General features: G+C 73.1%; 15 protein-coding genes and 1 pseudogene. 5 read left to right on the top strand and 11 right to left on the bottom strand.

Features of this window, described 5'->3' with window-relative positions:
• Positions 1–468 precede the first annotated feature (468 nt).
• The 3 genes and pseudogenes from ACIRPX_RS01790 to ACIRPX_RS01780 all read right to left on the bottom strand — a co-directional run.
• On the bottom strand, positions 469–3,819 hold the full coding sequence (locus ACIRPX_RS01790) for a glycosyltransferase (RefSeq protein WP_404187288.1): 3,351 nt from the start codon (positions 3,817–3,819) through the stop codon (positions 469–471).
• A gap of 2 nt (positions 3,820–3,821) precedes the next feature.
• Positions 3,822–4,586, bottom strand: a complete 765-nt coding sequence (locus tag ACIRPX_RS01785; RefSeq protein WP_404187287.1) for a hypothetical protein — start codon at positions 4,584–4,586, stop codon at positions 3,822–3,824.
• A gap of 273 nt (positions 4,587–4,859) precedes the next feature.
• A pseudogene (locus tag ACIRPX_RS01780) lies at positions 4,860–5,078 on the bottom strand (DUF1918 domain-containing protein); the annotation flags it as partial.
• A gap of 242 nt (positions 5,079–5,320) precedes the next feature.
• On the opposite strand from ACIRPX_RS01780, the gene ACIRPX_RS01775 reads away from it, so the two are divergent.
• Positions 5,321–5,995, top strand: a complete 675-nt coding sequence (locus ACIRPX_RS01775) for a CBS domain-containing protein (RefSeq protein ID WP_404187286.1) — start codon at positions 5,321–5,323, stop codon at positions 5,993–5,995.
• A gap of 34 nt (positions 5,996–6,029) precedes the next feature.
• Here the strand turns inward: ACIRPX_RS01775 and ACIRPX_RS01770 are convergent, their stop codons facing one another.
• Complete coding sequence (locus ACIRPX_RS01770; protein WP_404187285.1) at positions 6,030–6,320, bottom strand: DUF1876 domain-containing protein; 291 nt, start codon at positions 6,318–6,320, stop codon at positions 6,030–6,032.
• Between the two features lie 188 nt (positions 6,321–6,508).
• Here ACIRPX_RS01770 and ACIRPX_RS01765 point away from each other — a divergent pair, with 188 nt between their 5' ends.
• Positions 6,509–7,534, top strand: coding sequence for a 6-phosphofructokinase (locus ACIRPX_RS01765; RefSeq protein ID WP_404187284.1), 1,026 nt, complete (start codon positions 6,509–6,511; stop codon positions 7,532–7,534).
• Between the two features lie 60 nt (positions 7,535–7,594).
• On the top strand, positions 7,595–8,647 hold the full coding sequence (locus tag ACIRPX_RS01760) for a class I fructose-bisphosphate aldolase (RefSeq protein WP_404187283.1): 1,053 nt from the start codon (positions 7,595–7,597) through the stop codon (positions 8,645–8,647).
• A 108-nt stretch (positions 8,648–8,755) separates the two neighbouring features.
• Here ACIRPX_RS01760 and ACIRPX_RS01755 read toward each other — a convergent pair whose 3' ends face one another.
• The 7 genes from ACIRPX_RS01755 to ACIRPX_RS01725 form a co-directional block, all read right to left on the bottom strand.
• Complete coding sequence (locus ACIRPX_RS01755) at positions 8,756–9,205, bottom strand: avidin/streptavidin family protein (RefSeq protein ID WP_404187282.1); 450 nt, start codon at positions 9,203–9,205, stop codon at positions 8,756–8,758.
• A gap of 97 nt (positions 9,206–9,302) precedes the next feature.
• Entirely contained in the window at positions 9,303–10,004 is a 702-nt protein-coding gene (locus tag ACIRPX_RS01750) for a CBS domain-containing protein (RefSeq protein WP_404187281.1), read from the bottom strand.
• 1,307 nt (positions 10,005–11,311) lie between these two features.
• Positions 11,312–11,554 (bottom strand): DUF397 domain-containing protein, encoded by a 243-nt coding sequence (locus tag ACIRPX_RS01745; protein WP_404187280.1) that lies wholly within the window; start codon positions 11,552–11,554, stop codon positions 11,312–11,314.
• A 94-nt stretch (positions 11,555–11,648) separates the two neighbouring features.
• On the bottom strand, positions 11,649–12,815 hold the full coding sequence (locus tag ACIRPX_RS01740; protein ID WP_404187279.1) for a thiolase domain-containing protein: 1,167 nt from the start codon (positions 12,813–12,815) through the stop codon (positions 11,649–11,651).
• Positions 12,812–13,858: a thiolase domain-containing protein gene (locus ACIRPX_RS01735; RefSeq protein ID WP_404187278.1), complete on the bottom strand. Its 1,047-nt coding sequence runs from the start codon at positions 13,856–13,858 to the stop codon at positions 12,812–12,814. Before ACIRPX_RS01735 ends, ACIRPX_RS01740 begins: the two co-directional genes overlap by 4 nt.
• Positions 13,858–14,799, bottom strand: a complete 942-nt coding sequence (locus tag ACIRPX_RS01730; RefSeq protein WP_404187277.1) for a Zn-ribbon domain-containing OB-fold protein — start codon at positions 14,797–14,799, stop codon at positions 13,858–13,860. Before ACIRPX_RS01730 ends, ACIRPX_RS01735 begins: the two co-directional genes overlap by 1 nt.
• Before the next feature lie 29 nt (positions 14,800–14,828).
• On the bottom strand, positions 14,829–15,629 hold the full coding sequence (locus ACIRPX_RS01725; protein ID WP_404187276.1) for a crotonase/enoyl-CoA hydratase family protein: 801 nt from the start codon (positions 15,627–15,629) through the stop codon (positions 14,829–14,831).
• Between the two features lie 185 nt (positions 15,630–15,814).
• On the opposite strand from ACIRPX_RS01725, the gene ACIRPX_RS01720 reads away from it, so the two are divergent.
• Together ACIRPX_RS01720 and ACIRPX_RS01715 are read left to right on the top strand one after the other, a co-directional pair.
• Positions 15,815–17,434, top strand: coding sequence for an acyl-CoA synthetase (locus tag ACIRPX_RS01720; RefSeq protein ID WP_404187275.1), 1,620 nt, complete (start codon positions 15,815–15,817; stop codon positions 17,432–17,434).
• A 467-nt stretch (positions 17,435–17,901) separates the two neighbouring features.
• On the top strand, positions 17,902–19,734 hold the full coding sequence (locus tag ACIRPX_RS01715) for a sulfatase (protein ID WP_404187274.1): 1,833 nt from the start codon (positions 17,902–17,904) through the stop codon (positions 19,732–19,734).
• The last annotated feature ends 441 nt before the right edge of the window (positions 19,735–20,175 follow it).

The following is a 20,175-nucleotide window of genomic DNA, read 5'->3' as shown; positions in this document are numbered from 1 at the left end:
GCGCGCCGCCGGAGCGGGCCGAGGGGAACGCCGTCCGCCCGTGAGGCACGCTCCGCTCGGGCCGCCACCCTGACCGGTCCGAGCGGATTCGGCGACGGGGCTCTTGCGGGAAGGCACCCGTCGCCCGCACCTCACGGGCTCATTGCTCACCCTCGCACCGCGGGCACGGAGCCTGCAGGGGCCGAGCGGCTCGACACGGAGGACCGACCGGCCCCACCGCTCTGCGGCGGGGCCCCGTACGCGTGCCGCGCCGACCACGTGGGACACGTCGGCCATCACGGGCCGGGGAGCGTCCCGGCGCGCCCGCCCGACCGGCCCGTCCCCGGGACCGGTGAGGAACGCGCCGCCGGCCGTGCCCTGGAGGATCCGGCCATCCGGCCGCACGACGCCCCCCGCCGGCATCGCCCGGCGGGCCGGTCCGCCCGAGCGGTGACCCGCCCGGCCCCGGCGGACGCGCCGGAACCCCCGTCATGCGACGGCGGCCGGCTCGCGCCCCGGCCCCGATCCCGGTCCGGGGTCCCGTCCCGGTTCCGGTTCCGGTCCCGGTCGCGGCCACAGGCGTACCGGGCGCCGGGCCGCCCTGTCCTCGCACCAGCCCACCAGGACGACCGCCAGCGCGATCAGCGGCCAGACCACCAGGTAGAGGAACCAGGTCGCGCCCAGCGGCAGGAGGTGCTCCAGCGCCGGCACCCGCCACATCTGGTCGACGAGCAGCACGGCGAGCACCAGCGCGACCTCGTGCCACAGGTAGACCGTCACGGCACGGGCGTTGAGCAGGACCACGCCCGCGTGCACCGGCCGGTGGCGCCGCACCCAGCGGTCCGTGCGGGGCCCGAACCGCAGCAGCAGGAGGACGAAGCCGAAGGACCACAGCGCCTGGGCGAACGGGATCGCGCCGAGGTCGTATCCCTCCTCGGTCCGGTGGGTCAGGGCGAACCCCGCGCCCACGGCCAGCAGGGCCGCGGCCACCGCCACCACGCGGGCCGCCGGCAGCCGTCGTACCAGGCCGTCCTGGTGGGCGAATCCCAGCAGCCAGCAGGCTCCGAAGGTGACGAGGTCGGTGAACGGTTCCGCCACCCGCTCCGGCAGCGGCAGCAGCTCGCTCTGCGCCAGCGCGGCCAGGGCGAGGAAGGACGCCACCGCCGCCCACGGCGCCCGGCGGAAGACGCGCAGCAGCAGCGGCGAGAGGATCACGAACAGCAGGTAGGCGCGGATGTACCAGAGCGGCGCGACGATCTGCCAGGCCCAGTCGGTGGGCGCGAACGGGGGCTCGCCGACCGGCACGATCCACAGCGCCATCCGCGCCCACGCGGCCGCCTTCGAACCGCCGCCGTCGTCCGGGCGCCAGCCCGTCAGCAGCATGGCGATCACGACCACCAGGCCGAACAGCCAGACCGGGGGCAGCAGACGGCGCAGCCGGGCGCGCACCACCGCGGCGGCGGAGCGGTCGCCGCGGTCGAGCGAGCGGGCCATCAGCGAGCCGGCCAGCGCGAACATCACGCCCATGGCGGGGAAGGCGAGGGTGAGCCAGGCCCAGTTGAAGGCGTGGTACGTCACCACGCGGACGAGGGCGACGGCGCGCAGGAGGTCCAGATAGAGGTTGCGGCCGCTCCCGGCCGGCGGCGGCGCGGCGGGCCGGGCGGCCACCTGCGCGGGCGGTGGAGCGGGAGGCGCGGGCGGTCCCGGCGCGGTCACCCGGCCGGTCCGGCGCAGTTTGTGCCAGCGCAGCCGCGCGCCCGTCAGCGCCGTGACGCAGGACTGCAGCAGCACCGTGTAGAGGAGCTGACGGTAGAAGAGCTGCTGCATCGGCAGTGCCCACAGGGCGCGCTGCCTCTCGCCGTCCAGCCGCAACGCGTAGGAGGCGCACAGCAGTTGTACGACGATCAGCGCGCTCCACGCGAGTGCCGTGCGCACCGGGTCCTGGAACAGCAGCCCGTACAGCAGGAACAGGTCGATGAGCGGGGCGAGCAGCGGGGTGAGCACGGTGAACACCACCACCAGGGCCAGGCCGTAGCGGCCGAAGTGCCCGCCGTGTCCCCGCTCGACGACGGCGTGGCGGTGTTTCCACATCGCCTGGAGCGTGCCGTAGCTCCAGCGGTAGCGCTGCCGCCACAGCTGCCCGACGGTGGCCGGGGCCTCGGTCCAGGCGCGGGCCCGCTCCTCGTACACCACCTGCCAGCCCGCCCGGTGCAGGGCCATGGTGAGGTCGGTGTCCTCGGCGAGTGTGTCGTCGCTCAGTCCGCCGACGTGCCGCAGGGCGCTGCGGCGGTAGGCGCCGACCGCTCCGGGCACGGTGGGGATGCAGCCCAGGACGTCGTACATGCGGCGGTCGAGGTTGAGGCCCATGACGTACTCGAGGTGCTGCCACGTGCCGAGCAGGCGGCCGCGGTTGCCGACCTTGGTGTTGCCCGCCACCGCGCCGACGCTTCGGTCGCCGAAGGGCTGCACCAGGTGGTGCACGGTGTCCGGTTCGAAGACGGTGTCGCCGTCCATCGTCACCACGAGCGGGTGCGAGGCGTGCGCCACGCCGTTGTTGAGGGCGGCGGCCTTGCCGCGGTTGGGCTGGCACAGGACGGTGACGCCGGGCAGCGCGAGTGACCGTACGACCTCGGCGGTGCCGTCGGTGGAGCCGTCGTCCACCACGACCGTCTCGACCGGATGCTCGCTCTTGACGACGGAGAGCACGGTCTGCGCGATGCACTTGGCCTCGTTGTAGGCGGGGATCACCACGCTGACGGGTTCGGTGATCTCCGGTCCCCAGGAGAAGTCCCGGTCCCGGCGGCGTCGGGCGTGGCGGTGGGCGAGCACCAGCATGGCGGCGAAGCGCAGCAGCATGAGCGCGCCCACCGCGGCCGTCAGCACGGCCAGCGCGGGCACCACCCGGTCGCCGACGGTCACCGCCGCCACGAAGGCCCGGCCGCTCCACAACTCGCCCCCGGAGACGGGGTGGTGGGCGGAGGGGGCACCGAGGGCGTCGGTGACCGTGGTGAACCGGTAGCCCTGGGCGCGGAGTCGGGGGATCAGGAGGTTCAGGGCGGCCACGGTGCGGGAGCGGTCGCCGCCGGCGTCGTGGAGCAGCACCACGGCGCCCCGGCCGGACAGTTTCCCGGTGACGTGCGCCGCGATGGCGGCCGCGTCGGGGCGCTTCCAGTCCTCGGTGTCGATGTCGACGAGCGCGGTGATGTACCCCTTCCGCCCGAGCCGTTGGACCACCGGCCAGGACAGGTCGTCCAGGTCCGCGGCGTGGGACGAGTAGGGCGGGCGCACCAGTGAGCTGTGGATGCCCGCCGCTCCGGCCAGGGCCAGTTGGGCCTGGGCCAGTTCGCGGTCCACCCGGTAGTCCGACTGGTACGCCAGGTCGGGATGGGTGAAGGTGTGCACGCCGATCTCGTGCCCCGCCGCCACGGTCCGCCGCAGCAGACCGGGGTGCCGGGCGGCCGCCGCTCCGATGACGAAGAAGGTGCCCCGGACGTCGTAGTGGTCGAGCACGTCGAGGATGCGCGGGGTCCATCGCGGGTCGGGGCCGTCGTCGAAGGTCAGGGCGACGGTGCGGTCGGGGATCCGGTGGCTGCGCACCCGGGGCCCGGTGGCGTCGATCACCGGGCCGCCGTCCAGCACCGACCGCGGCACGCCGGCGGCCGACACGGGCGGGTGGACGCGGTGGTCGTCGGCGAACTCCCCGTGCGTGTAGCCGTGCAGCAGCAGGATGCCCGCGACCATCGTCAGGACGACGAGCAGGGAGACGATCCGCGGCCGTGAGGCGGCACCCCGGCGGGTGCGCCGGGGTGCCGTGGAGCGCCTCGACGGCTCGGCGGACATGGTCAGGTTCCCGGCGGCGGCGTGGTGTCGCCGGCTGAGGACGCTCCGGCGCCGGGTGCCGCCTCACCGCCGCTCGGCGAACCGCTCGACGCGCTCGGCGCGCTGCCCGAGGTGGCCGCTCCCGCGCCGGACACGCTCTCCGAGGGGGCGGCCGGCGCCGTGGTGCCGTTCACGGACGGGCTGCCGGAGGCCGGCGGGCTGGTGCCGGGGGAAGCGGGACCGGTGCCGGGGGAGGCCGGGCTGGTGCCGGCAGAGACGGGCGGGGAGCCGGACGGTGTGGTGGCGCCCGTGGGGCCGTTCGGCGGGACGGAGTCCCGCGCCGGGGCCGAGGGGTCCGCACCGCGGGTGGCGGAGGCGGTCGGCGAGCCGGGCGGCCGTGGGACGCCGGAGGGCGACAGGGACGCCCCGCCGGGCTCGGGCACGACGGACGGACCGGGCGACCGGCCCGGCGGCTGCTGCACGCTGCCGGGCTTGTCGGAGGGCAGACCCGGCACGGGCAGCACGGTCCGCGGGGCGAACGGCGTCGCGCCCAGGAAGCTGAGGACCAGCACGCCGGTGTACGCGGCACACAGCGCGCCCGCCGTGTAGGCGAGGCGCCGCATGCGCAGGCCGCGGCGCCCGCTGGTGTCGACGAAGACGGGATCGCGTCCCGTCCCTCCCCCGGTGTGCGGTGCCGCTTCCTGCGGGATCAGCCGCATGGTGTCGGTGTTCGCCTCCCCACCGCCCGGATGCCCGGGCCGGGGCAGCTGCACATGCGGACGAAGCATGACACCCCCTTCGCACCCTTTGTCCCTTTCAGCTTCCACCGGGATGCGGGAATCACCAAGGGGCTGGGCGGCACATGATGAGGGTCGGCCGGGTCCTGCCCAGGACGCGGCCTGAGGCTCCGGCCGGGCGGCCCGGTGCAGGACACGGCCTCGGTCCGGGTGCGGCCGTCCGCGGGACGCGGCCCGGCGGGACGGGAGACGTCCGCCCGGCCCGCACCTCACGACCGGGCCGGGCGGACGCGCCCGCCCGCGCTCTCAGGCCGTGCCGGGCGCGCGGTGCTCGGCGGGCGGAACGCCGGGATGCCCTTCGGCCTGACGGATGTGCGCGTCGGGGCCGGGGAACACCAGCGTCACCTCGTCCGTGTCCGACCAGCGCACCTCGTACGGAGGCGTTCCGTCCGCGTGGCGCACACCCACGATCTCTCCGTCGCGCCTGGTGGTGCCGGTGGTCGGGCTCTCGACAACAAGAACGTCACCGATATGTGCTCGCATGATCTCCACCCGCCTCCTCGGACTGCTCCTGTACTCAACGTGGCACGCGGGGCGGGCCGCCGCATGGGCTCGAGAACCCGATCCGAGGGGGCCGGTCGGCCCGCGCGCCGGGCCGACCGGCCCCTCAACAGGTGCTTGGGGGCTCTGCAGCCCACGACCGGCTCCTGACACGCTTGAAGGGTGGGGACCGCCGGCCGGAAGGTGACCCCCGGCGGCCGCCCCACCGGGAGAGGAGGCGCGACATGCAGCACCGTACGGTCGCCGACCTGATGACCCGCGCTGTCGTCCGGGCCCGGCGCGACACACCGTTCAAGGAAATCGTCGAGCTGCTGGCCCACAACGGCATCACCGCCGTGCCGGTCGTCGACGAACTGGACCACCCGCTGGGCGTGGTGTCCGAGGCGGACCTGCTGCGCAAGTGCGCCGCCCGGACCGGTCCGCCCGGCATCCCCGCGCTGCCCCATCCGGAGGCATGGGAGCGGGCCAAGGCCGAGGGCGCCCGCGCCGACGAGCTGATGTCGGCTCCCGCCGTGTGCGCACGTCCGGAGTGGACCGTGGTCGAGGCGGCCCGCCTCATGGCGCTGCGGAACATCAAGCGGCTGCCCGTCGTCGACGAGGCGGACCGGCTGAGGGGCATCGTCAGCCGCGGCGACCTGCTGCGGATCTTCCTGCGCCGGGACGACGCCATCCACGACGAGATCGTCGGTGACGTGCTGCGGCGGACCCTGAACCTGGCCCCCTCGGACGTGACCGTCGAGGTGCGGGAGGGACAGGTCACGCTCAGGGGCACCGTTCAGGTGCCCAGCCTGATCCCGATCGTCGAGCGGCTGTGCCGCGACGTCGACGGTGTGGTCTCGGTCCGGACGCACATCGGCTACCGGTCCGACGCCTCCCGGACGTCTCCGGCCGCCCACTGACCGCCCTGCGCCGCCCTCGGCGCCCGCGCCCCCCTCACGTGGGCCAGCCGAGGGCCGGCGGCGCGTCCCGCCTCAGGTCCGCGGCGCCCATCCCCGCGATGTCCCGCTCGGCGATGTCCAGCAGCTGCCGGGCGAGGTCGCGCAGGGCCCTGCCCGCCGCCACCTCGTCCCCGATCTCCGGGACGTCGGTGTCGGCGGGACTGCGGTAGGCGGCGCCGTGGCCGGTGAGCGAGGTGGCCGTGGTGTCCAGCACCACCCGGGCCTTCGTCGTGCCCTCGTCCTCGAAGAGGTGGAGGCGAAGCTTCCATTCCGTGGTGTGCGTCATCGCTTGCTCCTCCGTGCGCCTCCATGATCCGACGCCCGCACGCCCCGGTCACGGGGCCGAAGGTCCCCGATGACGGGTCCAAGGCGAGTCGCTGCCGGGCACGCGGCCGCTCATGATGGAAGGAAGAAGAGACACATGGCCAGGAGAGACACACGGCTCTCCCGGTTCTCTTCGGTCGGGAGGCGGCCATGAAGATCGGAGTCCTGACCGGTGGCGGTGACTGCCCCGGTCTCAACGCCGTGATCCGCAGCGTCGTCCGCAAGGGCACCCAGGAGTACGGCTTCGAGTTCGTCGGCCTGCGCGACGGCTGGCTCGGCGCCCTCCAGGACAAGGTGGTGCCGCTGGACGTCGGCGCCGTACGGGGCATCCTGCCGCGCGGCGGGACCATACTCGGCTCCTCGCGCACCAACCCGTTCAAGCACGAGGACGGGGTGCGGCGCATCCAGGCCACCCTCGCCGCGCACGGAGTGGACGCACTCGTCGTGATCGGCGGCGAGGACACCCTCGGCGCGGCCACCGAGCTGAGCCGCCGCGGCATCCCGCTGGTCGGGGTGCCGAAGACCATCGACAACGACGTGGCCGGCACCGACTACACCTTCGGCTTCGACACGGCGGTCGGCATCGCCACGGAGGCCATCGACCGTCTGCACACCACCGCCGAGTCGCACATGCGCACCCTCGTGGTGGAGGTCATGGGCCGGCACTCCGGGTGGATCGCCCTGCACGCCGGCATCGCGGGCGGCGCCAACGTGATCCTGGTCCCGGAGCGGCCGTTCGACATCGACCAGGTCTGCGGGTGGGTGAAGAACCGCTTCAAGATCAACTATGCGCCGATCGTCGTCGCCGCCGAGGGGGCCGTGCCCAAGGAGGGCCAGATGATCCTCCAGGACCGCACGCTGGACGAGTACGGCCATGTGCACCTGTCCGGCATCGGCGAGTGGCTGGCCCAGGAGATCTCGCGGCGCACCGGCACGGACGCGCGCACCACCGTCCTCGGTCACGTCCAGCGCGGCGGCACACCGAGCCCCTTCGACCGGTGGCTGGCCACCCGGTTCGGGCTGCACGCCGTCGACGCGGTCAAGGACGGCGCCTTCGGCACGATGGTGGCCCTGCGCGGCACCGAGATCGTCCGCGTCCCCCTCGACGAGACCAGGGGCCGGACCAAGGTGGTGGACCCGTCGCTGTACGACGAGTTCGAGGTGTTCTTCGGCTGATTCGCTTTCGTCGTCGCCGCTGTGCGGCAGAGCCGCCACGGCGACTGCAGGGGAGGAACGATGACCGACATCCAAGCGTTGCTGGGCGACGACGCCAAGGATCTGCTGACCCACACCGCCCAGGGGATTCCCAAGGAGGACCTGGTCCTGCCGGGTCACGACTTCGTCGACCGGGTGGTGGCCGCGACCGACCGCTCGCCCCGGGTGCTGCGCAATCTGCAGTCCCTCTTCGACCACGGCCGCCTGGCCGGCACCGGCTACGTGTCGATCCTGCCGGTCGACCAGGGCATCGAGCACTCCGCGGCATCGGCGTTCGCGCCCAACCCGCGCTACCTCGACCCGAAGAACATCGTCGAACTCGCCCTGGAGGGCGGCTGCAACGCGGTCGCCAGCACACTCGGCGTGCTCGGCGCCGTCTCGCGGCGCTACGCGCACCGCATCCCCTTCGTCGTCAAGCTCAACCACAACGAGCTGCTGACCTACCCCAACCACTACGACCAGGTCATGTTCGCCACCGTCCGGCAGTGCTTCGACCTCGGCGCGGCCGGCGTCGGCGCCACCGTCTACTTCGGTTCCGAACAGTCCGACCGCCAGCTGCGCGAGGCCGGTGAGGCGTTCGCCGAGGCCCACGCACTGGGCATGTTCACCGTGCTGTGGTGCTACCTGCGCAACTCCGCGTTCAAGAAGGACGGCGTGGACTACGCGGTGTCGGCCGACCTCACCGGCCAGGCCAACCACCTCGGCGTGACCATCGAGGCCGACATCGTCAAGCAGAAGCAGGCGGAGAACAACGGCGGCTACCGGGCGCTGGGGTTCGGCAGGACGCACCCGCTGCTGTACAGCGAGCTGACCACCGGCCACCCGATCGACCTCACCCGCTGGCAGGTGGCCTCCTGCTACATGGGCCGGGCCGGGCTGATCAACAGCGGTGGCGCCTCGGCCGGCCAGGACGATCTCGCCCAGGCCGTACGCACGGCGGTCGTCAACAAGCGGGCCGGCGGCACCGGCCTCATCACCGGCCGCAAGGCCTTCCAGCGGCCGACCCGTGAGGGCGTCGAACTCCTGCACGCCGTGCAGGACGTCTACCTGGACGACGCCGTCACGATCGCCTGAGACACGATGGCCTGAGACGGGCGTGCCACATGTCTGAGGCCCCGGTCCGGACCAGGACCGGGGCCTCGTTCCCGTCTGCGCCGGCGGGCGTCCGGACGCGCCCGCACCTCACGCCGGCGTCACCTCGTCGAGGCCGACGGGGCGCGGGTGGGAGGTGGCGCCGGCGTGCCGCAGGCGCCGCTCGGCCTCTTCCCGGGTGGGCGCCCTGCGGGTGAAGACGTCCTGCCCGACGGCCGTGGCCTCCCAGGTGTTGGCCTCGGTCGCGGAGGCCGTGAGCAGCCACGTGACACAGAGCCGCTCCTCGCCGTCCGCGTAGTACTGGCCGTTCCAGCTCGTCACCGAGCAGGCGTCGGTCTTCCCGTTGCGCCAGGCCACCGTCCAGCCCAGCGGGGTGCCGTGGTCCGGGAAGGCAGCCGTCTCGTAGCGCCCCACGAGCGGGTACGCGCCCACCGCGTGCCCCGCGCCCGAGACATAGGTGCCCCGGATGCAGCCGGTGGGGTCGGCCGTGATCCGCATGAACGAGCCGAACTCGTTGTACCAGTCTCCGGTGATGCTCATCGCTCGCTCCTCCTTCGTCCGGCCCGGGCGGGTGGCCGCGTCCCCGGCGGATCGCCCGCCGGGGACGAGACGGCCGTCTCCGGGCCCGGGACGCCCGCTACATGTGGCCGGAGGGTCCGCCGACGCGGTGTGCGCGGACGGTGTCCGGACGGTGGGTCAGACGGTTGGTGACCGCCACCGCCCCATCCACGTGAGCGGCGATCTGCGCCGCCAGCGCGACGTCCTCGCGGCGCTCCAGGTGCCCCCTCAGCGTCACCACTCCGGCGTCCACGGTGACGTCCACGGCGTAGCGCGGAACGCCCAGCCCCCTGGTCACCTGGTCGAGCACGTCCCGGCGGAGCTCCTCGTCCGCGCGCAGGAAGACCCGCAGCAGATCGCCCCGGGTGACGATCCCGACCAGGTGATCCTCGTCGTCCACCACGGGCAGCCGCTCCACCCGGTGCTCACGCATGGCGCGAGCGGCCTCGGTGACGTACTGCTCCGGGGTGGCCGTGACCGCGGGCCGGGTCATGAGCTGTTCCGCCGTGCCCGCGCGGGCCTTGGCCGCGGCCGTACGGGCCGCGCGAGTCAGCCTGGGCAGACGGACGTGCCCGCGCCCGTGCCACTCCTCCCGCTGTGCCTGATGCTCCAGCAGATCCGTCTCGGAGATCACTCCGACGACGTTCCGCGCGTCGTCGACGACGGGCAGTCCGCTGACGCGGTGCTCCGACAGCAGCCGGGCGACCTGCTTGAACGACGTCTCACGCCCGGTCCTCACGACCTCCTGTGTCATGACGTCCTTGACCCTGCGATACCTCATCGCCCTCTCCTTCCTCCTTCCGTCCGCAGCGCGTTCTCTCCGGCTCTCCTCGTTCCGCTCCCCTCCACTGCCCAGCATCGACCTCCGCGGCCTGCGCCGCAGGGGCCCGGTCGGGCACAGGAGGCTCCGGCCGACCCATGGCAGGGAAGGGCGACGCGGTGGCCGGCCCAGGCCGCGCGGGAACCGATCGGCGCGGCGGGTAGCGCGGGTGTGACGGGGAGTGTGACCGCGAGCCGGCGCGCCCGGCCGATCGGCGGTGGACGGGGTACGGCGGGACGAGCGCTGCGGCGGTGAGAGCGGTGAGGCCGACGCGGCGGCGGCCGAGGAGGCCGAGGCCGTGGAAGGGGCCGTGGACCAGGGATGCCGGGCACGCGGGCCGCACGAGGATCACCTGCGACGAGGACGTCGTCGCCCGTCGGCCTCACGCGGGCCCGGCCCCAGGGCGGGCCCGCGCCGCCCACCCCTTCCCCGAGGAGCCGCCGTGGCGGCTCGTGCCGGTCCCCATACCGGCGCCGCCCGCGAGACGCCGCGTCTCTTCGGGCCGGCACCCCACGCGGCCCGGGAGCAGAGACACGCGGCCGGGATCCTCCCCCAAGAGGAACCTCGCCGCCGGTCGTCTCGTGGGTTCGCGTGACACGCTCGCACCGCGGGCGCCGCCGCTGCAGATGCCGAACGACCCACCGAGGGGGCCGACCGGCCCAACCGCCCCTGACGGCGCCGACGTCCACGTGCGGCAGAACGGCCAGGTGACCGAGCTGGTCATGCGGGTCGGGGACGGCGGGCGAAGGGGTTGGCGAGCGGACCACCGCACGCGGACCGGACTCCACGGCCAGGACGTCGTGCTCCCCCGTGCCGGAGCCTCGTCGGAGGCGCCGTCACCGCTTCCCTGCCGACCGAGGCCGTCGCGCCCGCGCGAGCCGAGCACCGGCAGCGGGGCGGTGGAGCACGGTTCGGGCAGCACGGCAGCCGTTGCGCCGTCGAGCGCGCGATACGCGACGACCGGCAGGTCCGTCCGGCACCCGGGCTGTGCCCAGGGCGCGTACCGCCGCGCAGAGACCGACCGCGGCGGAGCCCCGCGCCCGCGAGCGGCGCCGACCGGCCGGTCCGGTCCGGTGTGCGCGGGCTGTCGTGCCGACCCGCCGACCGCCCCGATGGCCGGCAGGCCGCTGCTCCGAGCGCTCGTCGCCCCCGGAGGACGGCCTCGCCCTCCGGGGCCGGCCTCGCTCAGGAGGCAGCCCCGGGAGGGCCGCCGGTCGCGCGTCCGGACAGGCGGGCGCGACACTCCCGGATCGGACCGCGGGATCAGGTCACGTCAGGTCGAACTCTCCCTCCCGCGCCCCTGACACGAACGCGCCCCACTCCGCGGGGGTGAAGATCAAAGAAGGGCTTTCCGGGCGGCCGCTGTTGCGCATCGCGATGAAACCCTCGACAAATGCGATCTGGACATCCCCCATGCCACGGCTGCTCGAGTGCCAGTCGGCGTTGCTGAGGTCCAGCTCCGGCTTCTCCCAGCCGGCAAGCGGGTGCTGCTGGATGGTGCTCTCGGCCACGTCCGTGCTCCTCCCGATTCGTCGTCCGCGGCCAGCCTAGCGATCGGTTTCTGTTGCCGACAGGCCACGTGAGGGGGACCCTTTCCCGCGGCCGTCACGCGTCGGGCCGTTCACTGCCCACGAGCCACATGGAGAAGAACTGCGAGCCGCCTCCGTAGGCGTGCCCGAGGACCCGTCGCGCGCCTTCCACCTGGTGTTCTCCGGCGAGACCGCGCACCTGGAGGGCCGCCTCCGCGAAGCGGATCATGCCGGAGGCGCCGATCGGATTGGTCGACAGGACGCCGCCCGACATGTTGACCGGCAGGTCCCCGTCCAGCTCCGTGACACCCGATTCGGTGAGTTTCCAGCCCTCGCCCTCCTCCGCGAAGCCCAGGTTCTCCAGCCACATGGGCTCGTACCAGGAGAACGGCACGTACATCTCGACGGCGTCGATGTCCCGGCGCGGGTCGGCGATCTGGGCCTGCCGGTACACGTCGGCCGCGCAGTCCTTGCCCGCCTGCGGCGAGACGAAGTCCTTGCCGGCGAAGAGCGTCGGCTCGCTGCGCATGGCGCCGCCGAGCATCCAGGCCGCCGGCCGCGGGGCGCGGGCCGCCCCGGCCCGGTCCGTGAGCACCATCGCGCAGGCGCCGTCGGAGGACGGGCAGGTCTCCGAGTAGCGGATCGGGTCCCACAGCATGGGTGAGGCCTGGACCTTCTCCAGGGTGATGTCGTGCTCGTGGAGGTGGGCGTAGGGGTTCTTCAGGGCGTTGCGCCGGTCCTTGTAGGCCACGAGGGAGCCGACCGTGTCCGGGGCGCCGGTGCGGCGCATGTAGGCGCGCACGTGCGGGGCGAAGAACCCGCCGGCGCCGGCCAGCAGCGGCTGCTGGAAGGGGATCGGCAGGGACAGGCCCCACATGGCGTTGGACTCGGACTGCTTCTCGAAGGCCAGCGTGAGCACGGTGCCGTGGACGCGGGCCGCGACCAGGTTGGCGGCGACGAGCGCGGTGGAGCCGCCGACCGAGCCCGCGGTGTGCACCCGCAGCATGGGCTTGCCCACCGCGCCGAGCGCGTCGGCGAGGTACAGCTCGGGCATCATGACGCCCTCGAAGAAGTCGGGTGCCTTGCCGATGACCACGGCGTCGATGTCGGCCCAGGCCAACTCGGCGTCCTCCAGGGCGCGTCGGGCCGCCTCCCGGACGAGTCCGGCGATCGACACGTCCCGCCGTGCCGCCACGTGCTTGGTCTGGCCGACGCCGACGACGGCCACGGGTTCCTTGCTCATCGCGGATCCCCTTCGAGTACGGCGACCAGGTTCTGCTGCAGACAGGGGCCGGAGGTCGCGTGGGCGAGCGCCCGGTCCGACGCGCCCCGGTGGATCGCGGCGGCCGCCTCGCCGAGCCGGACGAGTCCGGCGGCCATGACGGGGTTGGCGGCGAGGGCGCCGCCGGAGGGGTTCACCCGTACCTCGTCACCGAGTCGCAGGGCCTTGCGCAGCACGACCTCCTGCGAGGTGAAGGGCGCGTGCAACTCGGCGGTGTCCACGGGGCGTTCGAAGGCGCCGGCCTTCTCGGCGGCCAGCCGGGCGGAGGGCGAGTCGGTCAGGTCGCGGACGCCCAGGGCGTGCGCCTCGATGCGGTGGTCGATGCCGCGGATCCAGGCGGGCCGCTCGCACAGCTCCCGGGCCCGCTCCCCGGCCGCGAGGATCACGGCGGCGGCCCCGTCGCCGATGGGCGGGCAGTCCCCGGTCCGCAGGGGCCGTACGCGATAGTCCCCTTGCGGCACCGAACCCCTGAGCTGGGCATGGGAGTTGGTGCCGGCGTCCGCACGGCTGCGGGCGGCGACGGCCGCGAGGGCGGGCTCGTCGGTCTCGCCCGCGTCGATGAGGGCCTGGGCCTGGAGGGCGGCGAGGGCGACGGAGTCGGGCCACAGGGGCGCGAGATAGTAGGGGTCGAGCTGCCGGGTCAGGACGTCGCGCACGGAGCCGGGCGAGGACTTGCCGTACGCGTAGACGAGGGCGGTGTCCGCGTCTCCGGTCTGCAGCTTCGTCCACGCCTCGTACAGCGCCCACGCGCCGTCCATCTCCACGTGCGACTCGGAGATCGGCGGCCAGGCGCCGACGCCGTCGAGCGCGAGGGTGAAGGAGAAGGCGCGGCCGGCCAGATAGTCGCTGGAGCCGGAGCAGGTGAAGCCGATGTCGGCGGTCTTCAGGCCGCTCTGCCCGAGGACGCCGTGCAGCACCGGCATGAGCATCTCGACCTCGGAGAGCTCGTCGCTGGTGCGGCGGTGGTCGGTCTGGGCGAAGGCGACCAGTGCTACGTCACGCATCACAGCAGCTCCTTGTAGGTGTCGTACTCCGCGTCGGGCTCCCCGGTGGGCCGGTAGTGGTCGGGGTAGCGGGCCCCTTCCGTCCACACCGCCTCCACGCGCAGGCCCATGCGCACCTGGTCGTAGGGAATGCCGCCGATCCGGCCGTGCAGCGCGAGGTCGGCGCCGTCGAGCGCGATGTGGGCGTAGACGTAGGGCACTTCGATGTCGAGGTTCTTCGCCTTGATGTTGACGATGCAGTAGGTGGTGACCGTGCCGCGCGGCCCGACCTCGACCTGCTCCGAGGTGGCGACGCCGCAGGTGGGGCACGCGCCCCTCGGCGGTACGTACACCTTGCGGCAGGACGGGCAGCGCTCGCCCACGGTGCGCCGGTCCGCGAGGGCGTGGATGTAGGCGGACTGGGCGCGGCCGGGCGAGTAGGTGTAGTCGAGCCGGGCCGGGGCGACGATGCCGGTGATCGCGTCCGCGAACCGGCCGTCGTGGCCCGCCGGTTGCCGCCGTGCGCCGTCGTACGGCTCGAAGCAGGCGATGTCGGTGATGGCGCCCTCGCGCTCCCCGGCCCAGCGCACGCGGACCCGCATGCCGGTGTGCACGGACTCGGGATCGGGGGCGTCGAGGGCGTGCAGCAGGGCGGTGTCGGCGCCGTCGAGACGGACCAGGACCCAGGCGAAGGGCGTGTCGAGGGGCTGGCCGCGGCGCGGCTCGTGGTTCCAGGCCCAGGTGGTGACCGTGCCGGTGGGGGCGACCTCCACCAGGTCGCGGATCTCCTCGGCGGTGACGGGGTCGTACTCGACGGGCGGGACGAGGGTACGGCCGTCGACGGTACGCACCCCGAGGACGACGCGCTCGCGCAGTCCGCTGAGGAAGGCGCTCTGGACGGGGCCGACGGAGCGGGTGAAGGGGAACTCGACGGCGAGGGGCGCTTTGAGGACTTCGGGCATGCCGGTCTCCTTGGGAGGGCCTGCTGGGCTCAGGCTCGCTGGTAGCGGGGCGGTCGCTTCTCCGCGAAGGCGCGGGCTCCTTCGCGCGCGTCGGCGGTGTCGAAGACCGGCCAGCCGCGCTCGAGTTCGGCGGCGAGTCCGTCGGTCTCGGTCATCTCGGCGGTCTCGTAGACCGACGCCTTGACGGCCTCCACGGCCAACGGGCCGCAGGCGTTGACCAGTTCGGCGATCTCCAGGGCCTTGGCGAGGGCCGTGCCGTCGGGCACGACATGGCCGATCAGGCCGATACCGGCGGCCTCGCGGGCGCCGTAGGGGCGGCCGGTGAGCAGCATCTCCAGGGCGTGGGTGCGAGGGATCTGGCGCTGCAGCCGGACGGTGGAACCGCCGATCGGGAACAGGCCGCGCCGGACCTCGAAGAGGCCGAAGGTCGCCGACTCGCCCGCGACGCGGATGTCGGTGCCCTGGAGGATCTCCGTGCCGCCCGCCACGCAGTACCCCTCGACGGCGGCGATCACCGGCTTGCGCGGGCGGTGATGGCGCAGCATCGCCTTCCAGTGCAGGTCGGGGTCGGCCTTGAGGCGGTCCCGGTACTGCTCGCCCTCCATGCCCCGTCCCGCGAGGGCCTTGAGGTCCATGCCCGCGCAGAAGGCGCCGCCGGCACCGGTCAGCACGACCGAGCGTACGGTGTCGTCCTCGTCCGCCTCGAGCCAGCCGTCGTGGAGCCCGACGAGCATCGGCAGCGAGAGCGCGTTCTTGGCCTCGGGCCTGTTGAGCGTGAGTACCAGTGTGGCGCCTTCGCGCTGCACGGTGAGGTGTTCCGTCCCACCCATTGCCGTCTCCCCTCTCCAGGAACGAGAACAGGTTGCAGTACCCCGGAAGGCACTTCAAGAGTTTTCTGACAGACAGTCAGATTTCTTCGCGCGAACCCTTCACAGTTGCCGCGCCCTTTGCTCTGATGACCGCGAACCGACAGCCGCCAGGCTCGCCCCGGGCGAGGGAATGGTCAGGAGGAGCGGTGGAGTACAACCTTGCGGACCTGTTCGAGTCGGTCGTCGACGTGGTGCCCGACCGCGAGGCCCTGGTGTACGTCGACCATCCGGGCACCGGCGCCGAACGCCGCCTGACCTACGCGGAGCTGGACGCGGCGGCCAATCGGATCGGCCACCACCTGATCGACGCCGGCATCCGCCCCGGCGAGCATCTCGGACTGCACCTCTACAACGGCATCGAGTACCTGCAGACGGTGTTCGCCTGCCTCAAGGCACGGATCGTCCCGGTCAACGTCAACTACCGCTATGTAGAGGATGAGTTGGTGTACCTCTACCGCGATGCCGATCTCGTGGCGCTGGTCTTCGACGCGGAGTTCGGCGGCCGGGTGGCGGCGGCGCTCCCGCAGTGCCCGAAGCTGCGGCACCTGGTGCGGGTGGGGGGTGACGGCGGGCCGGCGGCCGCCGTGCCCTTCGCGGCGGCGGAGGCGGACGGTGCACCGGAGCGCGGGTTCCCGGTGCGCTCGGGCGACGACCAGTTCATCATCTACACCGGCGGCACCACCGGGATGCCGAAGGGGGTGATGTGGCGGCAGGAGGACCTGTTCTTCGCCGGGCTCGGCGGCGGCGCACCGACCGGGGAGCCGGTGCAGAAGCCGGAGGAGCTGGCCGAGCGGGTCGCGGCGGGCGGCAGCGGGATCACCTTCTTCCCCACTCCCCCGCTGATGCACGGCACCTCCACCCTCACCTCGTTCATCGGCTTCAACTTCGGCCAGCGGGTGGTGATCCACCGCAAGTTCGTGCCGGAGGAGGTGCTGCGCACCATCGAGAAGGAGCGGGTCACCAGTGTCTCGCTGGTCGGCGACGCGATGCTGCGGCCGCTGATCGACGCCCTGAACGGGCCCATGAAGGGCACCGACTGCTCGTCGGTGTTCAGCGTGTCCTCCTCCGGCGCGGTGATGTCCCGGACGGTGCGCCGGCAGTTCCAGGAGCTGCTGCCGAACACCATGCTGCTGAACAACTACGGCTCGTCCGAGTCCGGCTTCAACGGCACGGCGACGGCCGACTCCGGGGCCGGGCAGAGCTTCCGCATCCAGGTGAACACCCGCACCCAGGTGGTCGACACGGTCACCCACGAGCCGGTCGGGCCGGGCGAGGTGGGCCGTGTCGCCCAGTCCGGCCACGTCCCGCTGGGCTACTACAACGACCCGCGGAAGACGGCCGAGACGTTCTTCGAGAAGGACGGCCGGCGATGGGTGCTGCTCGGTGACATGGCGACCGTGGACGAGGAGGGCGTCGTCACGGTGCTCGGCCGGGGCTCGCAGTGCATCAACACCGGCGGCGAGAAGGTGTATCCCGAGGAGGTCGAACAGGCGCTGAAGTCCCATCCGGACGTGTACGACGCGCTGGTGGCCGGGGTGCCGGACGCGAAGTGGGGCAACCATGTGGCGGCGGTCGTACAGCTGCGTGCGGGGGCACCGCACCCCTCGCTGGAGGACGTCCAGTCCTACTGCCGTACCCATCTGGCCGGTTACAAGATCCCCCGGCAGCTGGTGATCACCGACGGCATCCGGCGCTCGCCCAGCGGAAAGGCGGACTACCGGTGGGCCCGGGAGATCGCGGTGGCAGCGGACGGCTCGCCCCGCTAAGGGGTGCGGGGGGCGACCGGCGTAGTCTTTGCGCGCGGTTGACCCGGGACTTTGAACAGTGAGTGAAGCCGGGCCGTACGGAGGTTGGTGGCCCGGCCCTGCGGGTCCGGTCCGCCGTGCCATCACCGGGCTTCGCACGGAAGGACCTACGGGTGTCGCACCTCACGCCCCCTCGTCAACTGCCGGACATCGCAGCGGGGGCCGACCCCGATACGGCTGTGGCGCCTGATGCCGCCGAGACATCAGGCGATACGGCCGGGACGGCCGCGACGGCCGGGGCGAAACCGGCGGAGCCGGCCGGCCCGGTGAGCACCGGCGAGGCAGCCACGTCCACGGACACAGCACCGGCATCGGCACCGGCACCGGCACCGGCACCGGCACCGTCTGGCGACGACGAGGACACGACGTCCACGGCCGGGCACCCGGAGACCGAGTCGCCCGCAGAGCCGACGGACACCCCGGAAGCGGTGGTGGAGACGGAGGCCGCAGAGGGGACGGCGGACACCGGGACCCCGGAGGCGCAGACCGCGCCAGGGGCCGAAGACACCCAGGCACCCGCAGCGGAGCCCGAAGACAGCACGACGGACGCCGCGACGCCGGAGGCCGAGGCCGGGGAAGGGGCCGTGGACCAGGAGCCGGCTCCACCGGGCCGCCGTGGCTGGTTCGGCCGCCGCCACCCCCGGGCCGCGCGCGCCGTGCGGGTCGTCACGAGCGTCCTCGCCGCCGTGCTCGTACTCGTCCTGCTCCTCGTGCCCAACCGTCTCGACCGGATCAACGTCGGGGCGTTCCTGCGTCTGCCCGTCGAGGCGGTCTTCGTCGCGGCGCTGCTGCTCGTGCTGCCGTCGAGGCCGCGGCGGATCACGGCCGCGGTGCTGGGCGTGTTCCTCGGGCTGTCCACCGTCCTGAAGTGCCTCGACATGGGCTTCCGCGAGACACTGGCCCGCCCGTTCGACCTGGTCTTCGACTGGGTTCTGCTGAGCGACGCGGCGGACTGGATGAAGGACTCGTTCGGCCGCACCGGTGAGCTGCTCGCGGTGATCGGCGTGATCGTCGCGGTGGTCGCCGTGCTCGTGCTCAGCGCCCTCGCGCTGATGCGGCTGGCGAACGTGCTGGCCCGGCATCGCCCCATGGCCGTACGCACCACGCTGGTCCTCGGCGTCGTGTGGATCATCTGCTTCACCCTGGGGGTCCAGTTCGGCGGCGTCACCCTCGCCACCAAGGGATACTCCCAGTACCTCGCCAACCGGGTGCAGTACGTCCGCGAGGGTCTCGGCGACGCCGACGTCTTCAAGAAGCAGATGGCCGTCGACGCCTACGCCAAGACCCCGCCGGACCAGCTGCTGACCGGGCTGCGCGGCAAGGACGTGATGTTCACGTTCATCGAGAGCTACGGCCGGGTGGCCATCGATTCTCCGTCCATGGCACCGGAGATCGACGCGACGCTCAAGGAAGGCGACGCCAGGCTCAAATCGGCCGGCTTCGCGGCCCGCAGCGGCTGGCTCAGGTCGCCCGTGACCGGCGCCGGCAGCTGGCTCGCCCACTCGACGTTCCTGTCCGGCCTGTGGATCAAGAACCAGCAGCGCTACCGGACCCTGACCACCAGCAAGCGCGCCACCCTGACCAACTACTTCCAGAAGACCGGCGCCTGGCGCACGGTCGGCATCGTCCCCGGCGTGCGCAAGTCCTGGCCCGAGGGCAAGTACTTCGGCCTGGACCACATCTACGACTCCACCCACCTCGGCTACCAGGGCCCGTACTTCAGCTGGACGCCGGTGCCGGACCAGTTCAGCCTGGAGGCCTTCCAGAAGCTGGAGCACGGCAAGAAGAACCGCGACCCGATCATGGCGGAGATCATCCTGGCCTCCAGCCACAACCCCTGGTCCCCCATCGCCCACATGATCGACTGGAAGGACCTCGGCAACGGCAAGGTCTTCTACAAGATCAAGAAGGAGGGCACCAACCCCACGCAGGTCTGGAAGAGCGCGCAGCGCGTGCGCACGGAGTACCGCAAGGCCATCCAGTACTCGCTGGACAGCCTGACCCAGTGGATGCAGCGCTACGGCGACAAGAACACCGTCCTCGTCTTCCTCGGCGACCACCAGCCCGTCCCGACGGTCACCGGCGGCACCGCCAACAGGGACGTGCCGATCTCGATCGTCGCCCGCGACCCGAAGGTGCTCGACCGCGTCTCGGACTGGGGCTGGACGGAGGGGCTCAAGCCCGCGGACGACGCCCCGGAGTGGACCATGAACGCCTTCCGCGACCGCTTCATGACGGCGTACGGGCCCCAGCCGGGGTGAGGTGGCGGTCCCCGGCCGCCCGGGCCGGGGACCCTTCCGGCCGGACGCGGACGACGGGTGTCGGCCTCTCTCCCTCGGCCTGCCCCTGCCCCTCGGCCTGCCCCTGCCCCCGGCCGCGTCCCGCTACGACGGCGCGGCGGCCGGCGGGCGGGACGCTGCTCCCCGACCCCCGAACGCGACCCCCGGCCCCGACCCCCGAACGCGACCCCCGGCCCCGGCTCCCGGACGCGACGGCCGGGACCGTGCGTGCCGTCCACCACGGCCGGCGGAGTCCGGCGTGTCGGCCGGCCGCGAAGGCAGGTTCCGAGCGCCGGGCCCGCAGCGGCGCGGCGGCGGCCGGCGTTCCGGGGCGCCGAGGACGTGCGAGCACCCGCCGCCGAGCCGGCCGGTCGCGCGACCGGGTCCCGTCCCTCCCGGAGGAGGACGGGAGCCGAGGTTTCA

It is taken from the genome of Streptomyces sp. NPDC101225 (assembly GCF_044767585.1).
Taxonomy (GTDB): Bacteria; Actinomycetota; Actinomycetes; order Streptomycetales; family Streptomycetaceae; genus Streptomyces.
Note: the sequence above shows the minus strand (reverse complement) of the source record. Positions and strands in the feature narration are given on the sequence as shown.

Coding starts and splice junctions, on each gene's coding strand:
- ACIRPX_RS01730 (WP_404187277.1), bottom strand. CDS start 14,799: ATGCCCGAAGTCCTCAAAGCGCCCCTCGCCGTCGAGTTCCCCTTCACC.
- ACIRPX_RS01735 (WP_404187278.1), bottom strand. CDS start 13,858: ATGCGTGACGTAGCACTGGTCGCCTTCGCCCAGACCGACCACCGCCGC.
- ACIRPX_RS01775 (WP_404187286.1), top strand. CDS start 5,321: ATGCAGCACCGTACGGTCGCCGACCTGATGACCCGCGCTGTCGTCCGG.
- ACIRPX_RS01770 (WP_404187285.1), bottom strand. CDS start 6,320: ATGACGCACACCACGGAATGGAAGCTTCGCCTCCACCTCTTCGAGGAC.
- ACIRPX_RS01755 (WP_404187282.1), bottom strand. CDS start 9,205: ATGAGCATCACCGGAGACTGGTACAACGAGTTCGGCTCGTTCATGCGG.
- ACIRPX_RS01740 (WP_404187279.1), bottom strand. CDS start 12,815: ATGAGCAAGGAACCCGTGGCCGTCGTCGGCGTCGGCCAGACCAAGCAC.
- ACIRPX_RS01750 (WP_404187281.1), bottom strand. CDS start 10,004: ATGAGGTATCGCAGGGTCAAGGACGTCATGACACAGGAGGTCGTGAGG.
- ACIRPX_RS01760 (WP_404187283.1), top strand. CDS start 7,595: ATGACCGACATCCAAGCGTTGCTGGGCGACGACGCCAAGGATCTGCTG.
- ACIRPX_RS01785 (WP_404187287.1), bottom strand. CDS start 4,586: ATGCTTCGTCCGCATGTGCAGCTGCCCCGGCCCGGGCATCCGGGCGGT.
- ACIRPX_RS01725 (WP_404187276.1), bottom strand. CDS start 15,629: ATGGGTGGGACGGAACACCTCACCGTGCAGCGCGAAGGCGCCACACTG.
- ACIRPX_RS01790 (WP_404187288.1), bottom strand. CDS start 3,819: ATGTCCGCCGAGCCGTCGAGGCGCTCCACGGCACCCCGGCGCACCCGC.
- ACIRPX_RS01765 (WP_404187284.1), top strand. CDS start 6,509: ATGAAGATCGGAGTCCTGACCGGTGGCGGTGACTGCCCCGGTCTCAAC.